The organism is Spirosoma lituiforme (genome assembly GCF_054776635.1).
This window is the reverse complement of record NZ_BAAHBO010000001.1, coordinates 1534869-1553303: the sequence shown is the minus strand read 5'-3', so window position 1 is coordinate 1553303 and position 18435 is coordinate 1534869. Positions and strand designations below refer to the sequence as shown.

Genomic DNA, 18435 nt, shown 5'->3' with positions numbered 1-18435 from the left:
GAACTGCAACCAGTGCAAGTTGTTTCAGCAACGGAGCGTTTGTCATGCGTCCGGTATCTAAATTTTTTACACAAAATGAGTTTGCCGTACGTTCTCAAGGCACAAATTCAGCCGTCATGAAAACAGTTATTGGTCTTCTTTTTCTACTGCTTGGTGTAGCAGGCTGTTCGGGTTACCGAATTATAAAAAATGAACGGGATAGCTCCGCAAACTGGTCGACATACCGAACGTTTGCGTTTGTTGATACCAGCCGAATCGACCCCAGTCCTGGCACGTCCTACCAGGCAACGATGGAGCAGGTGAAACAGGCAGTTGCTGCTGAAATGACAAATCGGGGATATCGGCAACTGAAAACGGATCGACCGGCGGATGGGCCAGATCTGCTGGTTAATATCGGTACGGTTGTTAACGAGAAGACACAGACCCGCCCGACCACGATCTATGAGGCTCCGCGCTATATCGGGCAGCGTCGGTATCACTGGCAAAGTCAGGAAGTTCCGGTTGGAACGTACCGGGAGGGAACCCTCAGTTTACACATCGTTGATGCCCGACGGGAGAATTTACTGTGGGATGCGGCAGTATCGAGTATTCTGAGCAAGAAGGGGGTAAGTACTGAACAGATTCGGGAGGCTGTTGGTAAAGTGTTCAGCAAGTTTCCCGGTAAGGCGTCCTGATGCGGAGAAATGCAAAACGCCGTACCACAGTTCAGTAACCGTGACACGGCGTTTTGCCTATATCTCAGTGTCAATTATTTGGAAACGACCTTCAGCATAATTTTGCGCATGGTCGGCTTCGGTACACGCGACGTGTCATTTCTGGCAACACCCGTTCCCCGGCCAATAGCGTCGATTCGCTGAAAATTGATGCCCGACGTTACCAACTGCTGTTTAATTATATTGACTCGTTTGAACGACAGACTCTTATTGGTAAAACCGCCCTGAGCATCATTGGCATAGCCAACCAATAATATTTGTAATTGAGGATAGGTTTTCAGCATGGTCGCCAGTTCCGTAACGGTTGCCTGCGAGCCGGGGGTCATCGACAGCGATCCTGGCTGGAAAGCCACACCCGCCAACGGAAATACCCGTCCTTTGGGTAAAGCTGCATTGCCTACATAAGGCGTCATCTGCTGAGCCAGACTACCGGCCCCAGCCGTTGCCGCTAGCCCCGTGCCACTGGCTGGGGCCGACAGGGAAGCGGATAAAGCCGATGCTGATTTTGGGGCGGTTTTAGTAACAGGCTCCTTTGGCACCGCTAGCGAACGGGTTACGGTATCGGCCTGAATTGTATCACTGGCCACTAACGTACCATCGGTTGCATCCTGCCCGCCATTCGAATACTTCTGCGTGTTCTGATAAAGGTAATAACCGCCAAACGCAAGCGCTACGGCAATGAGCGCACCAACTCCCCATTTTGTCAGGGCCCCGTTGTCGTTTTCGGTATCATCCGACAGGTCGTAGCTGACAGCTGGTCGGGTAGCAGTAGAAACGGCGCGCCCCGAGGAGTCTACGGGCGTACGGCGGGCGGGTGCTGCTAGTCCGGCGACAATCTGCTGAAGACCAACTTTCTCCACCAGCCGGGGCATAAACTCCTCTGGAACATTGCTGACCAGCGTTTCCCGTTCGGCGAAAAGGGCCGCGGCCAGGGCATCGGCATCCAGTTTTTGGTCTTTTGCCTGTTTGCCCAGCACATGCAGCACAATGGTGGTAATCAGGCCCAGCAATGAAATGGCCGACGAATTACGGATGCCGGCATAACTCGAAATCATGCTGCCGATCGAGCTTTTCATGGCCGGCAGCAAATGACTGATCACGTCATTACCCTGGGTAATCAGCGTATTTGTGTGAGCGGGGTCACGAAGAATCGTGGTCAGATTGTCCAGCGAAGTGCCGTCGTATCGGCCTTTCTGAATGTGATTGTACAACTGATTGACGCCAATTTCGCTTGTTGTGCGCTTCATCAGCCCCCCCATAATTGTATACACAAGGCCATCAACGGCTTTGTGGGTTTTTTCGATTGGCTCGTCGATGTAATCGGCAATACGCGACAGAACCTCCGGATTCAGGACAGTAGTTAAGTTGGCAAATAAATTCATAGAGCAATGACTCGATCAGGCAAAGAATGGTGCTTTTTACTTTCTCGTAGTCTAAAACGACCTTGAGCACCTTAGAAAATGGGCCACCGGCTTAAAATTAGGTAAGGTTTGGCAAAGGTTACACATGGGGCCCTAATAAATTCGGGATGTTAACGCTTGGGCAAACGTTCGATAACTTCCTGATACTCCGTTTCAACCGCCCGCAGCCGATCCTGGCAAAATGTAATCAGTTCTGTCGCCAGCCGAATCTTTCCGGGTAGCTCATCGAGCGGGACTTCCTCGTTTTCTATTTCATAAACCAGCGTGCTGAGCTGGTCATAAGCTTCCTGATAAGTCATTCGTTCTCGTCAAGTAAATAATAATCCGGTAGTTCGCCATCGCGAGGCTACCGGCTGAAGTCTGCGGAAGCGTATGAAGCCTAAGCTAAACTGGTAACCTGGGTCGTAATCAGGCCATCGCGCATCTGTACCTCAAGCGTTTCGCCAGGTTGAACATCGGCCATCTGAGTTAAAATCCGACCGTTGCGTAGCAGCAGGGCGTAACCACGACGAAGTACATTCGACGGGTCGAGATGCCGTAAGGTAACCGCTTTTTCGGTAAGATTTGTGTGGCATTCCCGGAAGTAGGTCTGTGAAACAAACCGAAGACGCTCTGTTTCCCGATCCAGATTCTCGCGGGCCGTCTGCAACGTGTCGCGGGCAACAATCCGCAGCCGATCGCGTAACTGAAGACACGTTTCTTCGAACTGGCGATTGTGTTCGATCAAAAATCCGGCGGCTTTGGTCGGCGTTTTTACGCTTTGATGACAAAGCAAATCCGTAATGCTTACGTTGCGTTCGTGGCCGATACCCGCCAGAATCGGAATCGTAAATCCGGCCACTGTCTGCCCCATCAGATACGTATCAAATGAGCCAAAATCCAACTGCGAGCCGCCCCCCCGCACGATAACAACGGCGTCGTAAGGGATACCGCTGGTTCCAATGCGGGCTAGCTGCCCACAAATGGCCCGTTCGGCACCCTGGCCCTGTACCTGTGTCAGATACTCGTCAACGACAAAATCATACCCGAATGGATTCTGGGTAAGCTCATGACGGAAGTCGCGCCAGCCATCCGAATTGGGGGCTGTAATGAGCGCCACCCGTTGAATGACAGCCGGACGGGGCAGGAGCTGGTTGGCTGTAATATACTGACCTGCTTCGAGCCAGACCAGATCGGGGTGGTTCTTAACGAGCGTATCAAGAACAGTCTGTCGCTCGCGTTCGAGATTGCCCAGCGTGTAAGACGGGTCGATTTTCAAAATCTCCAGCCGTAAGCCATACACCGGGCTAAACCCGACGGAAACCAGCAGCAGAAGCTGAATGTTCCGGGCAAACGCGACGCCCGTTGCCCGCTCAAAATCGCTGATGGCGTGGTAGTTCTTCCGCCAGATACAGGCATCAAGTTTAGCCAGCGTCTCGCGACCGGAAGACCCCGTAGGATCCCGCTCGACCAGCGTCAGAAAACAGTAGCCGCGGTCGGGATAGTTTTTTATGTCGCTGGTTTCGGCTACAACCCACACGGCCTTCTGCCCGAACGCTTCGTCGACAACGGCTTCGAGGGTAAAGGCTAAATCAGATAGTCGGATGGGAGACATGTTGAATGAGTGAATGGTAAATGAGCGAGAGAGTGAATAGCTGACGCACGCTTTATCAGTCACTCTTTCGCTCATTCACTCTTTCGCTTTTTAAAGTCCTTCAAACTGGCGCAGGAAACGCACGTCGTTTTCGGTGTAAAGCCGCAGGTCGTTCACCACGTATTTTAACTGCGTAATGCGCTCGATGCCCATACCGAAAGCAAAACCGGTGTATTCCTCGGGATCGATGCCGCAGTTGGCAATCACCTGGGGGTCAACCATGCCCGAACCGGCAATTTCGACCCAGCCCGAATGCTTGCAAATGTTGCAACCCTTACCTCCGCAGATCTGACAGGATATGTCGATCTCGGCGCTTGGTTCAGTAAATGGAAAGTAAGAGGGCCGGAAGCGAATCTGGGTACCCGGCTCGAACATCTCTTTTACAAAGTGATAGAGCGTATCTTTCAGGTCTTTAAAGCCTACATTTCGGTCAATGTATATACCTTCTACCTGGTGGAACATGCAATGTGCCCGCGCTGAAATGGTTTCATTGCGATACACCCGACCCGGCATGATCGATCGTATAGGCCGGAAGCGCGTCGGCGCACCGTCCGTACCGGGCTTCTGACGCTCCATTAATCGGATCTGTACGTTGGATGTGTGCGTACGTAACAGCATATCCGATGGTGCACCCTCCGAGGTTTTCTCGACAAAGAACGTGTCCTGCATATCACGGGCCGGGTGATTGTCGGGAAAATTCAGGGCACCAAAGTTGTACCAGTCCGATTCAATTTCGGGGCCGTCCGCAACATTGAAACCAATCCGTTCGAAAATTTGAATAATCCGTTGCCGAACCAGACTCAGCGGGTGCTGTGTGCCGGTTAGATTCGGTATAGTGGGCAGGGTAAGATCAACGGGTGGAGCACTGTTGGCAAAGGCCCGCTGTTCATCGACGACCCGACCCGACGTCTCAAATCGTTCCTGGGCCAGATTTTTAAGTCCGTTCAACTCTTGTCCAACGGCTCGCCGATCGGCTTGTGGAACGCTTTTAAGCCCTTCGAATAATTCCGTAATAACACCTTTACGGCTGATGAATTTCATGCGAAACAACTCCAGTTGCTCCGGTGTGTTAATCTCAAACTGCTCAATTTCCTGGTGTAGGTCTTTTACTTTATCCAGCATACGCTACGTGTTTCACTACTTGCTTGGAACAAAGGTACGTAAAACTCAGCAGAGCGTAGGGCCCCCAAAACCGGCTGACGTGATTCAGAGCTCGTTATTTCTCACTATCTGTATGATTGAAACAGCAACGACCCTAAAGTGGATCGTAATTTGTTGATTAAACGGTTAAACATAGCTGAATAGCAGAAGCTTATGTCTTCTGAATTTATCTTTAGTAAACTGTTTTTGGCAAATAGGACTGATTGTTGTAGCTACACGGTATACGACAGAAGGTATAGGGAACTGTTTGAGAACCCGAAATAGTACAATAAGTATCTGAAGGTCAGCCTCTAACTATTAATACACAATCATATCATAAAACGCTTATGAACGCATTCGTTAACGACTCCCTCTTTGATAGTGTGTCCAGACCTTTCCACAATAGTGTGGAAAAAATTGCCGATTCCACATGTCTCCAGAAACTTCTCATCCCATTTTATGACCGCAAACGGACTGTATCCGTTGATGAAATCGTTCGTCTGGAAGGTTGCGGCAACTACACGAATTTCTTTTTGAAAGATGGAACCAAGATGCTGGTTTCCCGTACATTGAAAGAATACGAAACATTACTTGATGGGCAGGCCTTCGTTCGGGTGCATAAATCCTGCATTGTAAATCTGGGATTCGTTCGTAAGTTTTTTATTAAAAAAGAAGGTGAACTTGAATTAACGGACGGTCAGCAGGTGAAAATTTCCCGCCGTCGGGCTCAGGTGTTTGTTGATCGCATCCGCGATTTTCAATCCATCGTTGTGAGTTAATTTATATTGTCGAACTCTACCCAAAAAGCGGCCGTAAATAGTACATGGCCATGTTGCGTAGTTTTACGCAATAGGCTGGGTAGATACACTCGAAGAAAAGTATAGGGTCTTAATTAAATGTCTGATTGTCAACTGGTTACCTATAATATGTAGCCCTTGTCGATCAGGCTATTTTTTAGGACTAGCTTTCATAAACTAGTTTTGATTCATATTAAACACTGAACCAAAACTAGTCTTCACCATGGAAGCTTCTATTTTTTCCTCTGTCCAGCCACTTGCTGTTGTTCCACAATTTCCGACGTCTTACCAGCGTGGTACACAGCGCATTACGCTGCCTTACCTGAATCGTACAATTTTCATTTCTGTCGATGATATCCTGTGCTTGCAGGGGGAGGGCAATTATACGTTCCTGCACACCCGAGACCGGAAACGGTATCTGGTATCGAAAACGCTCAAAGAATTCGAAAAAACGCTAGACGGTTCAATTTTTCTGCGCATCCACAAATCATACATCGTCAATCTGGCCTACGTTCAGCGAAATATGTTCAACCGCGAGCGCCAGGTAAGAATGGCTGATGGTCGGGATGTAGCCATCTCTCGTCGGCGTATGAAAGACATTACCCAGCAGCTAGCTCAGTATTGGCTTAAATTGCTGAACTAGGACATAGATACTAACTGACAGTTTAAAATGAATAAGCCGTAACAGGTTGATGCTATTAGTACATCAACCTGTTACGGCTTATTCGTTTGTGCACGAATTACGTTCTTAAAATAGCCGGTAAGCCAGCGTGACCTGCCATGATTTCAGGCGCTGGCTGAACTTACCCTGACTGTTTTCAATCTGAGCAATATCGGATATGTTGCCTTCGTAACGGACATCCAGACCGAACGAACCAAGGTCGAGACCACCGCCTACCTGATAGCCATAATAGGCCTTGGCCCAGGCGTCGTTTAGGCTACCACTAGTATATTGACTCAACGCCTGCCCTAATTTCTGATTATCATCGATCCGGAATGAAACAACCGGGCCCGCCATTACCCGAATAGGGCCCCCTTTAATACCCAGCAAAAGAGGCACATCAAAACTGGTGGTTTTAACTGTAATGGTCTCGGTCTGCCCATTTCGAATGACGCCGAATTGCCCCGACCGAGTTGAGTAGAGTAGTTCAGGCTGAATAAACAGGTTCTTGCCAAATCGGGTGTAGATACCGAACGACGTACCTGTTTTGCTGTTGAAGCTATCGCTCAAGTTATTTCGAAACGTCTGCCCGTCAACATTCACGGTGGGTGCGCCATTGGAGTTGGTCCCGGTGTTGATGAAATTGCCAAAACTGAGTTTAGAAAGATTGACCCCTCCTTTGATACCAATCTGGAAACCGCCCTGAGCAAACGACAAGGCTGGCAGAATCGTGAGTGATGCGAAAAGCAAGATTTTTTTCATTGTTGTAGCTAAAAAAATGTACTTGTTAGTAAACGATATTTAAGCGTATATGGCATGGGGTACCAACTAAATTTGAGCGAACGGCGTTCTGTATGTACCGAATAACCAGTCTAAAATGAGTCGCTGATGCGATGGCTGGCGGTTGGATTATCTTTACCAGCCAGGGTTTAATTAGCCTTGTAGCCTCGTCATCAAAAATCGTGTCAATGCGGTTTACCAACAAGTCATCTAGCAGCCAATGGCCAAGTTAAAAACTACTTTTTTCTGTCAGAATTGTGGACACCAGTCCGGAAAATGGATGGGACGCTGCCCATCATGTGGCGAGTGGAATAGCATTGTGGAGGAAGTCGTTCAAAAAGACGAGCCCGAGAAAGGTGGCTGGCGGAGTCCATCGTCAGGACCGGGTGGCCTGAAAGTAGCGGCCAAGCCCAAAGCACTTCACGCCATTAATTACGAAGAACAGCCCCGGATATACACTGTTGATAGTGAACTGAACCGGGTATTGGGGGGAGGTATTGTAGCCGGATCGCTGGTGTTGATTGGTGGTGAGCCGGGTATCGGTAAATCGACCCTGCTGCTGCAGATTGCCCTCAGCCTGGCTGGTATGCGTGTTCTGTATGTATCGGGTGAGGAAAGCGAACAGCAGATCAAGATGCGGGCCGAACGGTTGGACGCGCCAACGAGCGATTGCCACGTAATGACCGAAACCTCTACCCAGAATATTTTTCGGGTAGCGGAGCACTTCGAGCCCGAAATCCTGATCATTGATTCGATTCAAACCATGCAGTCGTCATTGGTAGAGTCAGGAGCGGGAAGTGTATCGCAGGTTCGCGAATGTGCGGCCGAGTTTATGAAGTACGCCAAGGAAAGTGGCGTGCCCGTATTTATGATCGGTCATATCACAAAAGAAGGAACACTGGCTGGACCGAAAGTGCTGGAACACATGGTTGATACGGTGCTTACTTTCGAAGGGGACCGTCATACAACCTACCGTATTTTACGGACCAACAAAAACCGCTTCGGGAGTACTGACGAACTGGGTATTTACGAGATGCTCGGCAGCGGGCTTCGACAGGTCACTAACCCGTCCGAAATTCTGATCTCCCAGCGTGACGAAGCCTTGAGTGGCGTCACCATAGGTTCCATGCTGGAAGGGAATCGGCCGCTGATGATCGAGAGCCAGGCGCTGGTTAGCGTGGCTACGTATGGTACGCCACAGCGTAGCAGCACCGGATTCGATGCCAAGCGATTGAATATGCTACTGGCCGTTCTGGAAAAACGCGGGGGCTTCCGGCTGGGTCAGCAGGACGTATTTCTCAACATCGCCGGGGGCTTACGGGTCGAAGATCCGGCCATTGACCTGGCCGTTTGTGCGGCTATTGTATCGAGTTATGAGGATATTGCCATTCCGCCGTCGGTTGCCTTTGCCGCCGAAATTGGGCTGGGGGGAGAGGTTCGTGCTGTAAGCCGTATCGAATCCCGTATTGCCGAGGCCGAAAAGCTGGGCTTTAAACAGATGTTTATCTCGAAGTATAATCTGAAAGGGCTGGATACCAAAGGGTACAAAATAAATATCAAGCCCGTATCCCGTCTGGACGAGGTGTTTCAGGGCGTGTTAATGTAAATAGGGTGTAAACTACGTAACGGAAAGGCGAAAAATAGGCATTTCCAGCTAACTATTTTCCGCTGTCACAGTTCTATATCCTGAACAGAATTACTCAACTAGAAAAGTGACTACGTTATGAGCTACATCAAAGCAGGAACTGATGCCTCCGGAAACGACATCAAACTTTTTTATCAGGATCTAGGAACAAGCACCGGGGCTGCCGGATCAACAGTCGTTTTGATTCACGGTTGGCCACTAAGCCACGAAATGTGGGATTATCAATTAGCCGAACTGCCTGCACACGGTCTTCGGGTTGTTGCCTACGATCGGCGGGGTTTTGGTAAGTCAAGTCAAACATGGGACGGGTACGATTACGATACACTGGCCGATGACTTAAAAGCCGTTCTCGACGAACTGAATTTACAGAATGTAACACTGGTCGGATTTTCGATGGGCGGGGGCGAAGTAGCCCGGTATATGAGTCGCCACGGTGGCGCACGGGTGGCTAAAGTCGCCTTTGTAAGCGCTGTAACACCTTATCTGCTCAAAACAGACGATAATCCGGACGGCGTTGATCAGGACGTGTTTGATGAGATCACCGAAAACCTCCAGAAAGACCGGGCCGATTTCCTGAAAACATTCGGCAAGCAGTTTTATGGTGTCAGCCTGTTGAGCAATCCTGTCAGCCAGGCTCATCTGGATGGGGATTTTGCCCGCGCCTACGTAGCATCTCACAAGGCTACCCTCGAATGCGCAAAATCGTTCGCTGAAACAGACTTCCGCGACGATCTGACCCAAATTCAGGTACCTGCTCTGATCATTCACGGCGATTCTGACAAAACTGTGCCCATCGAAGCATCGGGTGAGCGGACGGCCAACGCGTTGCCAAATGCACAGTACCTTGTTTATGACGGAGCTCCTCACGGTCTGTTCGTTACCGAAAAGGATCGGTTAACGGCCGATTTGCTTGCGTTCATTCAGGAAGGCGTAACGGTACGGGAATCAGTCGGAACAACAACCCTGTATTAAGTCAGATACATACATAGTAAGTAACAAAGCGGCCCGCTCTTCGAAGAGCGGGCCGCTTTGTTTATAATTGCCGATAGGTTTTTACGTAAGCTGATGGCGTCTGGCCGGTGATGTCCTTAAACTGGCGGTTGAAGTTCGACAAGGTCCGGAACCCACTTTCGAAGCTGATCTGCGTAATGTTCAGCTTGCCGCTCATCAGCAGTTTGCACGCATGCCCGATGCGAACCTCCGAGACAAATTCGGAAAAGGTTTTGTTGGCCCGCGTTTTAAAATACCGACAAAAAGCCGGCGATGTCATGCCCGCCAGATCGGCAACGGTGTCCAGGCTGAGGTCATCCGGAAAATGCCCCAGCACATAGTCATGCACCAATTGCATACGGTCCGTTTCGGTGGGTTTTACCGTGTTCGTGTAGCCAGGGCTGGTTAAGTAACGATGATCGGTAGCACGCGAAAGATCGTTTAGTAAGGCCAGCAGGCTGAGAACCCGATCGAAACCAACAGCCTGATTGGTTAGATTATGGAGGGCCGTTTCTGCCCGGCTGCGCGTATGTTTCGTCCACTCGAGACCCTGGCGGGCCTGGTCGAGCAACTGCCGAAGGGGGGCCATTTCCTGTCTGGCAAAAAAATCGGTTCCCAGAAAATCTTCCGTGAAATAAACGACAATGCCGCGCGTTTTCAAGCCCGATTGTCGATCGAAGTAAATCTGATCACTGCGCCAAAGATGCGGTAGGTTTGGGCCGAGAAAAACTAAATCACCCGGACCAAAAGGCTTGATGGAGTCACCGATGAAGCGGGTTCCCGTCCCTTCCTCTACCAAAAATAACTGGTACTGAGGGTGAAAATGCCAGTTGGGATCAAAGTGGGGCTCCACCAATTTTTTCACGATGAATGAAGCCGCGACGGGTTCAAGGTCTTTACGGAGTGGCTGTTTCATTCAGTAGTTGGTTTTTAACACAAATTACGGGTAATAATTGCAATGTATGCAAAAATACAGTTAGTATTAGCCAATCAAGGCTACGTGGCGAAGATAAGGACTATTTATATTTGTTTAATTTTTTATGGAACGAATATGAATAAGGTAGGAATGAACATGTTCGTCTGGACAATGTCTGTAGACGAAGACTTGGCTGATACATTCGCATTCCTGAAGAGGAGCGGGTTTGATTTTGTCGAAATTCCAATCAACGCACCGGATAATACGGAGAAATGGTCACGTATCGGTCAGCAAATCAATGAATTAGGGCTGGGTGTTCAGGCCTGTACGCTTTGTGGCCCGGAACATAGCCTGATCAGTTCGGATGCATCGGTCCGTCAGGCGGGAGTCGAACACCTGAAACAAGTCATTGACTGTTGCGCATTGATTGGGGCGAACATACTGATGGGACCGTTTTATGCTGGTTTCAAGGTATTCACGGGTAAACCCGCTACCGTTGAGGAGTGGAACTGGTCGGTAACGGGCATGCGTGAAGTAGCTCAATATGCCCAAACGAAGAATGTTGTTCTGGCCGCGGAATACCTCAATCGCTTTGAGACGTACCTGCTCACCTGCGCCGATGACCTGGTGCGCTACGTAGAAGCCGTTGATCACCCCAATTGCCGGGCTGCTTTCGATACCTTCCATGCCAATATGGAGGAGAAAAATATCGGTGATGCCATCCGGACGTGTGCCCCCTATCTGGTTCATGTCCAGATTTCGGAAAACGATCGGTCTACACCCGGTAAAGGCCACATCAACTTCGACGAGGTATTTGGGGCGCTGAGCGATGCCGGGTATGAAGGCCCGATTGCTATCGAAGCTTTTGGCCCGAACCCGCCCGAACTCGCAGCCGCTACCCATATTTTCCGGCCTATGTTCGACTCGCCTGAACAACTAGCCGTTGATGGGCTGGCGTTTATCAATTCGCGTAGGGACCGCACTGGCGCACCGGCGACCCCTCGCGTCTCCTATGCGTCAGCAACGGTGCAGATATAAGGGAGCTTACATTTATAAAAACCATTCGGTGCCTGAGACGCGAAGGGTCGCGTCTCTACACATTAATACATAATTTTATGATCAACATCGCCATTGTCGGACTCGGATTCGGGGCCGAATTTATCCCCATCTATCAGCGTCATCCCAACGCCAACATGTATGCCATTTGTCAGCGTAACGTCGAAAAATTAAACGAAATCGGCGACGCGTACGGCATTGAGAAACGGTATAGTAATTACGACGAGTTACTGGCCGATCCGGCCATTGATGCGGTCCATATTAATTCCCCCATTCCCAATCACGCGGAGCAGAGTCTGAAAGCGTTGCGGGCGGGTAAGCACGTAGCTTGCACGGTTCCAATGGCAACGACCGTTGAGGAATGCATGGAAATCGTGAAAGCCTGCAAGGAATCAGGCAAGAAGTACATGATGATGGAGACCGTGGTGTACAGCCGCGAATTTCTGTTTGTGAAGGAGCTGTACGAGAAGGGAGAACTGGGAAAAGTTCAGTTTCTGAAAGCCAGCCACCAGCAGGATATGGACGGATGGCCCGACTACTGGCCGGGCTTGCCGCCTATGCACTACGCCACCCACTGCGTAGGGCCGGTAGCGGGCTTGCTCAAACTGGAAGCCGATTATGTATCCTGTTTCGGATCGGGTACGATTCGGGAGGAGTTGGCCAAAATTCATAACTCACCGTTTGCGGTTGAGTCGGCGCACATTAAATTCAAGAACAGCGATCTGTCTGCTTACGTTTATCGGTCCCTGTTCGACGTGGCCCGGCAATACCGGGAAAGCTTTGAGGTGTACGGCGACAAAAAGTCGTTCGAATGGCAACTGATCGAAGATGAGCAGCCGGTCATTCACACCGCCAAAAAGCCTGAGCCGGAGATTCCCGAAAAAGTTACCGTGCCCGATTATGGCCGGTTGCTGCCTGCCGAAATTGCTGGCTTTACAACGAAAGGGGTGTACGATGCCGATGAACAGCAACACCTGTCGTTTACGCAGGGGGGCGGTCATGGGGGCTCACACCCGCACATGGTTCATGAATTTGTATCGGCCATTATTGACGACCGCGATCCGTTCCCGAACGCAGCGCAGTCGGCCAACTGGACGAGTGTGGGTATTCTGGCCCACGAGTCGGCTTTACAGGGTGGAGCCTTGATTAAGTTACCTGATTACACGCTATAAGACCGTCCTCGCCGACTGGTTATAAAAAAGCTATGAAAAAAATAATCACAGCAATTGGGGTAGTACTCGCTCTTGCCCAATGTGCCCGCCAATCGGCGACACAGACCGCTGGTCGGCAGGACCCACTAAAGCCGCGACGAACGGAAATTCTCTTCCTCGGCGACAATGGGCATCACCGGCCCATCGAGCGCGTACCGGAAATTATGGCGGCTCTGGGCAATAAGGGAATCAATTTTACCTACACGGATAAACTGGAGGACCTGAACCCCGAGAACCTGAACAAATATGACGGGCTGCTGATCTACGCCAACTGGGACAGTATCGGAAAACCGCAGGAGAAAGCCATGCTCGACTACGTCGCTGCGGGCCACGGTATTATTCCGGTTCACTGTGCATCGTTCTGCTTTCGGAACTCCCCCGAGTACGTCGATAAAGTAGTGGGGGGGCAGTTCTGGCGTCATCGGATGGATACCATTCAGACGCACTTTACTCAGCCGAACAGCCCAATCGTAGCGGGTCTGCCGTCGTTTAAAGCGTATGATGAAACGTATCTGCACAGCCATCTGCAGGCGGATAACAACGTACTGGCCGTTCGGGAGGTGAAAGCCGATCAGTTTAAAGACCTGTCCGACGCCGGTCGACCCAATGCGAAAGAAGAACCTTACACCTGGACGCGGCAGTATGGCAAAGGGCGTGTATTTTACACAGCTTATGGTCACGATGAACGCACCTGGAGCCAGCCCGGATTTCAGCAGTTGCTGGAACGCGGTATTTTGTGGGCAGTAGGCGATGAGGTCAAAAAACTTCATGACGACCTGAAGCCACAGCCTTTCGCCTATACCGAAGCGCAACTGCCGAACTACGAAAAACGCCCTGGCCCGCAACTGGAACAGAAGCCGCTTTCGCCGGAAGAGTCGATGAAACACCTTCAGGTGCCCGTAGATTTTACCCTCGGTTTGTTCGCGCACGAGCCGAACGTGATGCACCCCATTGCCATTGCCTGGGATGAACGCGGACGGCTGTATGCGCTGGTCACCAAGGATTATCCGAACGAGCGCAAACCCGAAGGCGGATCGGATTACATCGTCATTTGCGAAGACACCGATAAAGATGGCAAGGCCGACAAGTTCACCAACTTCGCCGAAGGGCTGAGTATTCCAACCGGGATGGCTTTCGGCAATGGCGGCCTGTACGTTTCGCAGGCACCGCATATGCTGTTTCTGCAGGATACCAACGGCGACGATAAAGCCGATGTGAAAAAGGTTGTTTTTACGGGTTTTGGTACATTTGATACCCACGCTGGGCCGAGCAATTTACACTACGGGTTCGATAACTGGATTTGGGGCAGCGTAGGCTATGCGGGCTTCAAAGGGAAAGTTGGTGCCGACAGCGTGAAGTTCTCGCAGGGCTTTTTTCGCTTCAAACCCGATGGGTCGAAGCTTGAGTACGTAACCAGTACATCGAACAACACCTGGGGACTGGGTTTCTCGGAAACCGGGGATATTTTCGGCTCAACGGCCAACAACTCGCACGGCTGGTACATGGCCATCCCGAATCGGTATTACCACGGGGCGGCCCACATCCGGGAAAACGGCAGTCGTAGTACGGATACGCACAAGGATATGAAGCCAATTACCGAAAAGGTACGTCAGGTGGATGTCTTCGGTGGGTTCACGGCTGCTGCTGGGCATAATTTCTATACCGCCCGCGCTTTTCCGAAAAAGTACTGGAATAAGGTTGCTTTCGTCGCTGAACCAACGGGTCACATCCTGCACCAGAACGTGATGCAGAAAATGGGTACCAACTTCGAAGATGCCGAGGGATTCAACCTGATTGCGGGAGCCGACGAATGGTTTGCGCCGGTTTTTGCCGAAGTTGGGCCTGATGGTGCCGTCTGGGTCGTTGACTGGTACAGCTACATCATTCAGCACAATCCGACACCCAAGGGTGCTACCAACGGGTCGGGGAATGCTTACGAAACCCCCCTTCGTGATTTTACGCACGGTCGGATTTACCGCGTCGGGTATAAAAACGCACCAGCTTACGCGCCAATGGCTTTAAGCAAAACCAGTCAACCCGCTGAGCTGGTGGCTGCGCTGAAGAACACAAACATGTTCTGGCGGACAACAGCGCAGCGCCTGCTGATCGAACGGAACAACAAAGACGTAGTGCCCCAACTCATTGCGTTGGTGAATGATGCGTCGGTAGATGAAATTGGCATCAATCCAGCCGCCATTCACGCACTGTGGACCTTGCAAGGATTAGGCGCGTTGGATGGCTCAAACGCTTCGGCAACGATGGCGGCCACCGCAGCGCTGAAACACCAGGATGCCGGTGTTCGTAAAACGGCCATTCAGGTATTGCCGCACACGCAGGAAACGGCCACCACGTTGTTGAACGCTGATTTACTGAACGACAAGGAGCCGCTGGTCGTGCTGAACACCGTGCTGGCTTTATCTGATGCACCAAAGAGCGATGCGACCGAAAAAGCAATTCTCGCCCGTCTCGATAAAGCCACAGAAACGAACGATCGCTGGTTACCCGACGCGTTTGCCTGTGCCCTGACTGGTCAGGATGGCCAGCTCCTGAAAAAATACATGGGACAACTGACCATGAACGCACCAGCTCAGCCGAGACCTGCGCATGACATGAGCAGCCATTCGACAAAAGGACACGGTCCCAGTGCACCCGAACAACGAGCCAGCGTAACGCCCACGGGGAATCAGCCAGACCTGGTTGTGGCGGCTGTTCGGACAACCCCCGAGTCGCCGTCTGTTCGTGAGGGAACCCGTATTTTTGTGGACGTGACCAATGCCGGGGGCGTCGCCATTCCCGCAGGAACCGTTATTCCAATGAGCGTTCGGGTTGAAGGGCCAAAAGGCGACCTGGAAGGAGCCAAAATCAATTTTGTGAGCGTTACGCACGATACCGGTATTAAACCCGGCGAAACTGTAACCATCAGCAAATCGAACAACGGTCCCTGGGTTGGCGACATGGGCGTGCTGTTTGAACGGGCCGGTGATTATACGATCTCGGTTATGCTCGACCGCGAGAATACCATTGCGGAAAGCAACGAACAGAATAACAACGCAACTCATACGCTCACGTACCGCGCTCCGCAAAGCCTGAGTGCCTACGCCCTGGAACGCGCTACCCGTAGCTATGCATCCGTTGCGCCCATCGATTCGGTCGTCTCTTTATTACGGCAGAGCCAGAAGTTAGGTTCGGCGCAGGGCGAAGCGATTATGAAAGGGGTTCTGGATGGCTGGAATATGAAACAGACCGCTCAGATTCGGGATGCCGATAAGTCGTTTCTGGCAAGCCTGAGCAATACCATCTCAACTGACAACCGTGAGCGACTGGGCCGTCTATATGAAGTATGGGGTCTCACTAAAAGCGAACCTGTTGATCCAAATACAGAAGTTGTCCGGTTGAAAACGGTTCGGGAAGAAATGCGCTACGACAAGAAAGAGTTTACGGTGACAGCCGGAAAACAAATCGAGATCGTACTGGAGAACCCCGATGCCATGCAGCACAATCTGGTTATTGGGAAACCAAAAAGCATGGACATCATTGGTGCTGCCGCCGATAAGTTGATCACGGCCAAAGACGGTGCCGACAAAAACTACGTTCCGTCGATCGCGCAGGTCATTGCAGCCACGCCGTTGGTAAACCCCGACCAAACGTATCGGCTCAAGTTCACGGCACCTGCTACGCCTGGTGATTATCCATTCGTTTGTACATTTCCCGGCCACTGGCGGATTATGAATGGGGTTATGAAAGTAACCAAAGCAACGACAGGAATAAGCGCAAAATAACCTGCAAGGCGCATGGGACAAAAACGGTCATTGGCCGCAATCACCTGATTGCGGCCAATGACCGTTTTAAGTGTTTATGGGTGGATAAAGTCAGCCTGATCTGGATACGTGCGAGGGGGAGGACAAAATAGAACGAGATGGAATTTGAATGATGAACTCGCTGCCTTTGCGGGGCTCGCTTCGTACCCATATCCTCCATTCATGCGATTGGATAATTCGTTGCACGTAGCTTAGTCCCAATCCATAACCTTTAATACTAGGCTGGTCATGATCATCGACCCGAAAAAAAGGTTGAAAGATTTGAGTGATTGCTTTTGCCGGAATGCCAACGCCTTTGTCACGAACGGCAATGGTTAGACCGTCATCGTCGGTCTGGGTCTGGATCATAATCCGGGGCTGATCCAGGCTATATTTTATGGCGTTGTCAATCAAATTATACAGCACATTCGTCAGGTGAAGCCGATCTGCCAGAACATGCGAATGCGCATCCTGCAACCGTAGCATTAGGTAGTCGCCATGACGTTCGGCTACTGATTGCAGAAGCTGGTCAAGCTCAATAGGTTCCAGATTAAGCGTTAGTGTGTCGTGATCAGCCCGCGCCAGGGTTAGCATCGTTTCAACCTGATGTTGTAAGCGCTCCGTTTCTTCCCGGATGATACGGACATATTTTTGGGTTCGTTCGGGCTGGTTTTGCGCGATAGGAGAGTCCAGAATATCGATGGCCATTCGAATAGCGGTGATTGGCGTCTGGAACTCATGAACAATTGAGTGCAGAACTTCTGATTTCACGATCAGGCGCTGACGCTTGCGCAACCCAGATCGCAGCCAGAATCCATAACCGACCGTTGGCAGCAAGATTGCCAACAGGCCAGCCACAATAAGCCATTCCGATGAGAGCATACCTATGTAGGTCATGGCTGTCAATGGTAGGCAGGTTTTATATAAATACCCAACTACGGGTATCAGCAGGATCGCACAAATTGACAGTAGGATGGCAGTAAAGCGGTGATGCATAAAGCCGTTTTAAGATAGGTTAGTCTAGCAAGTAACTGTAATTGAAAGCGAGTATGGCGTACAATGGACATATACAAGTAATAAATGTCACAAAAAATGTATATAAAAATAATAGGGTATAAAAAAATGCCCGCTTGTGGCGGGCATTTAACAAAGGCTGATTGTACTGAATGGGACTATGCGTTTTCTTCCGGCGTTTCCGCAGGTACGGCAGCATTATTGGTTGTCTTGGGAGCGGCTGAACGGGTTGTTTTTGGAGCAACTGGTTTTGCCGTCGCTGACTGCGTGCGTGCGGGGCGAGGAGCTGCTTTTGGGGTTGGTGCCTTGGTTGCCGTGTCAACGGCTTCAGTAACCAGCGCTGTCGCTTTTTTGGCCATACGTTTGGCGTTCTTCTCCGCTTTCTGAGCGTTCTTCTCCGCTTTCTGAGCGTTTTTCTTCGCTTTGGATGCTTCCTTCTTTAGTTTCTTTTCGCTCGACTTAACTGGCTTATCGACCTTCTTCTCGGTCTTCTGCATCAGTTTGGCTAGTTTCTTGGCTAGTTTATCCGCCGATTTCTCGATGGATTTTTTCATTTTCTTGGTAGCCTCACCCGCTTCGCTGAGTTTGGTTTCAATCGTGCTGGCGATGTCAGATGCCAGTGATTTCTGTTTGGTTTTTGCAGTTTTGTTTGCCATTTGAT

General features: G+C 50.6%; 16 protein-coding genes. 8 read left to right on the top strand and 8 right to left on the bottom strand.

The genetic code is table 11. The features are described 5' to 3' along the window. The first annotated feature begins 116 nt into the window (after positions 1-116). Positions 117-674 carry a DUF4136 domain-containing protein gene (locus ACYU87_RS06625; protein WP_461133233.1) on the top strand — a complete coding sequence of 186 codons (558 nt, stop codon included), beginning with the start codon at positions 117-119 and terminating at the stop codon, positions 672-674. A 74-nt stretch (positions 675-748) separates the two neighbouring features. Here the strand turns inward: ACYU87_RS06625 and ACYU87_RS06620 are convergent, their stop codons facing one another. The 4 genes from ACYU87_RS06620 to pheS all read right to left on the bottom strand — a co-directional run bounded on the left by ACYU87_RS06620 (position 749) and on the right by pheS (position 4889). Then, entirely contained in the window at positions 749-2095 is a 1347-nt protein-coding gene (locus ACYU87_RS06620; protein ID WP_461133232.1) for a DUF937 domain-containing protein, read from the bottom strand. A gap of 149 nt (positions 2096-2244) precedes the next feature. After that, positions 2245-2433, bottom strand: coding sequence for an exodeoxyribonuclease VII small subunit (gene xseB / locus ACYU87_RS06615; protein WP_046376117.1), 189 nt, complete (start codon positions 2431-2433; stop codon positions 2245-2247). Between the two features lie 80 nt (positions 2434-2513). Then, positions 2514-3728, bottom strand: coding sequence for an exodeoxyribonuclease VII large subunit (locus ACYU87_RS06610; protein WP_461133231.1), 1215 nt, complete (start codon positions 3726-3728; stop codon positions 2514-2516). Positions 3729-3818: 90 nt separating this feature from the next. Continuing rightward, complete coding sequence (pheS, locus tag ACYU87_RS06605) at positions 3819-4889, bottom strand: phenylalanine--tRNA ligase subunit alpha (protein WP_461133230.1); 1071 nt, start codon at positions 4887-4889, stop codon at positions 3819-3821. Between the two features lie 365 nt (positions 4890-5254). Between pheS and ACYU87_RS06600 the strand changes: the two genes are divergently transcribed. Both ACYU87_RS06600 and ACYU87_RS06595 read left to right on the top strand, forming a co-directional pair. Further along, the gene (locus tag ACYU87_RS06600) at positions 5255-5686 is read left to right on the top strand and encodes a LytR/AlgR family response regulator transcription factor (RefSeq protein ID WP_461133229.1); all 432 of its coding nucleotides are present in this window, start codon (positions 5255-5257) and stop codon (positions 5684-5686) included. A 241-nt stretch (positions 5687-5927) separates the two neighbouring features. Next, entirely contained in the window at positions 5928-6347 is a 420-nt protein-coding gene (locus ACYU87_RS06595) for a LytR/AlgR family response regulator transcription factor (RefSeq protein WP_461133228.1), read from the top strand. 105 nt (positions 6348-6452) lie between these two features. On the opposite strand, the gene ACYU87_RS06590 is transcribed toward ACYU87_RS06595, so the two are convergent. Next, positions 6453-7127, bottom strand: a complete 675-nt coding sequence (locus tag ACYU87_RS06590) for a porin family protein (RefSeq protein WP_461133227.1) — start codon at positions 7125-7127, stop codon at positions 6453-6455. A gap of 238 nt (positions 7128-7365) precedes the next feature. On the opposite strand from ACYU87_RS06590, the gene radA reads away from it, so the two are divergent. Together radA and ACYU87_RS06580 are read left to right on the top strand one after the other, a co-directional pair. Further along, positions 7366-8751, top strand: coding sequence for a DNA repair protein RadA (gene radA, locus ACYU87_RS06585; protein ID WP_461133226.1), 1386 nt, complete (start codon positions 7366-7368; stop codon positions 8749-8751). A gap of 117 nt (positions 8752-8868) precedes the next feature. Continuing rightward, positions 8869-9762, top strand: a complete 894-nt coding sequence (locus tag ACYU87_RS06580) for an alpha/beta fold hydrolase (protein ID WP_461133225.1) — start codon at positions 8869-8871, stop codon at positions 9760-9762. A 61-nt stretch (positions 9763-9823) separates the two neighbouring features. Here ACYU87_RS06580 and ACYU87_RS06575 read toward each other — a convergent pair whose 3' ends face one another. Continuing rightward, positions 9824-10696: an AraC family transcriptional regulator gene (locus ACYU87_RS06575; RefSeq protein WP_461133224.1), complete on the bottom strand. Its 873-nt coding sequence runs from the start codon at positions 10694-10696 to the stop codon at positions 9824-9826. A 135-nt stretch (positions 10697-10831) separates the two neighbouring features. On the opposite strand from ACYU87_RS06575, the gene ACYU87_RS06570 reads away from it, so the two are divergent. The 3 genes from ACYU87_RS06570 to ACYU87_RS06560 all read left to right on the top strand — a co-directional run bounded on the left by ACYU87_RS06570 (position 10832) and on the right by ACYU87_RS06560 (position 16742). Continuing rightward, entirely contained in the window at positions 10832-11734 is a 903-nt protein-coding gene (locus tag ACYU87_RS06570; RefSeq protein WP_461133223.1) for a sugar phosphate isomerase/epimerase family protein, read from the top strand. A 77-nt stretch (positions 11735-11811) separates the two neighbouring features. After that, on the top strand, positions 11812-12924 hold the full coding sequence (locus tag ACYU87_RS06565) for a Gfo/Idh/MocA family protein (protein WP_461133222.1): 1113 nt from the start codon (positions 11812-11814) through the stop codon (positions 12922-12924). A gap of 32 nt (positions 12925-12956) precedes the next feature. Beyond that, complete coding sequence (locus tag ACYU87_RS06560) at positions 12957-16742, top strand: PVC-type heme-binding CxxCH protein (RefSeq protein WP_461133221.1); 3786 nt, start codon at positions 12957-12959, stop codon at positions 16740-16742. A 90-nt stretch (positions 16743-16832) separates the two neighbouring features. Here the strand turns inward: ACYU87_RS06560 and ACYU87_RS06555 are convergent, their stop codons facing one another. Then, entirely contained in the window at positions 16833-17657 is an 825-nt protein-coding gene (locus ACYU87_RS06555) for a sensor histidine kinase (protein ID WP_461133220.1), read from the bottom strand. A 275-nt stretch (positions 17658-17932) separates the two neighbouring features. Next, positions 17933-18430: a hypothetical protein gene (locus ACYU87_RS06550; protein WP_461133219.1), complete on the bottom strand. Its 498-nt coding sequence runs from the start codon at positions 18428-18430 to the stop codon at positions 17933-17935. Positions 18431-18435: the final 5 nt, after the last annotated feature.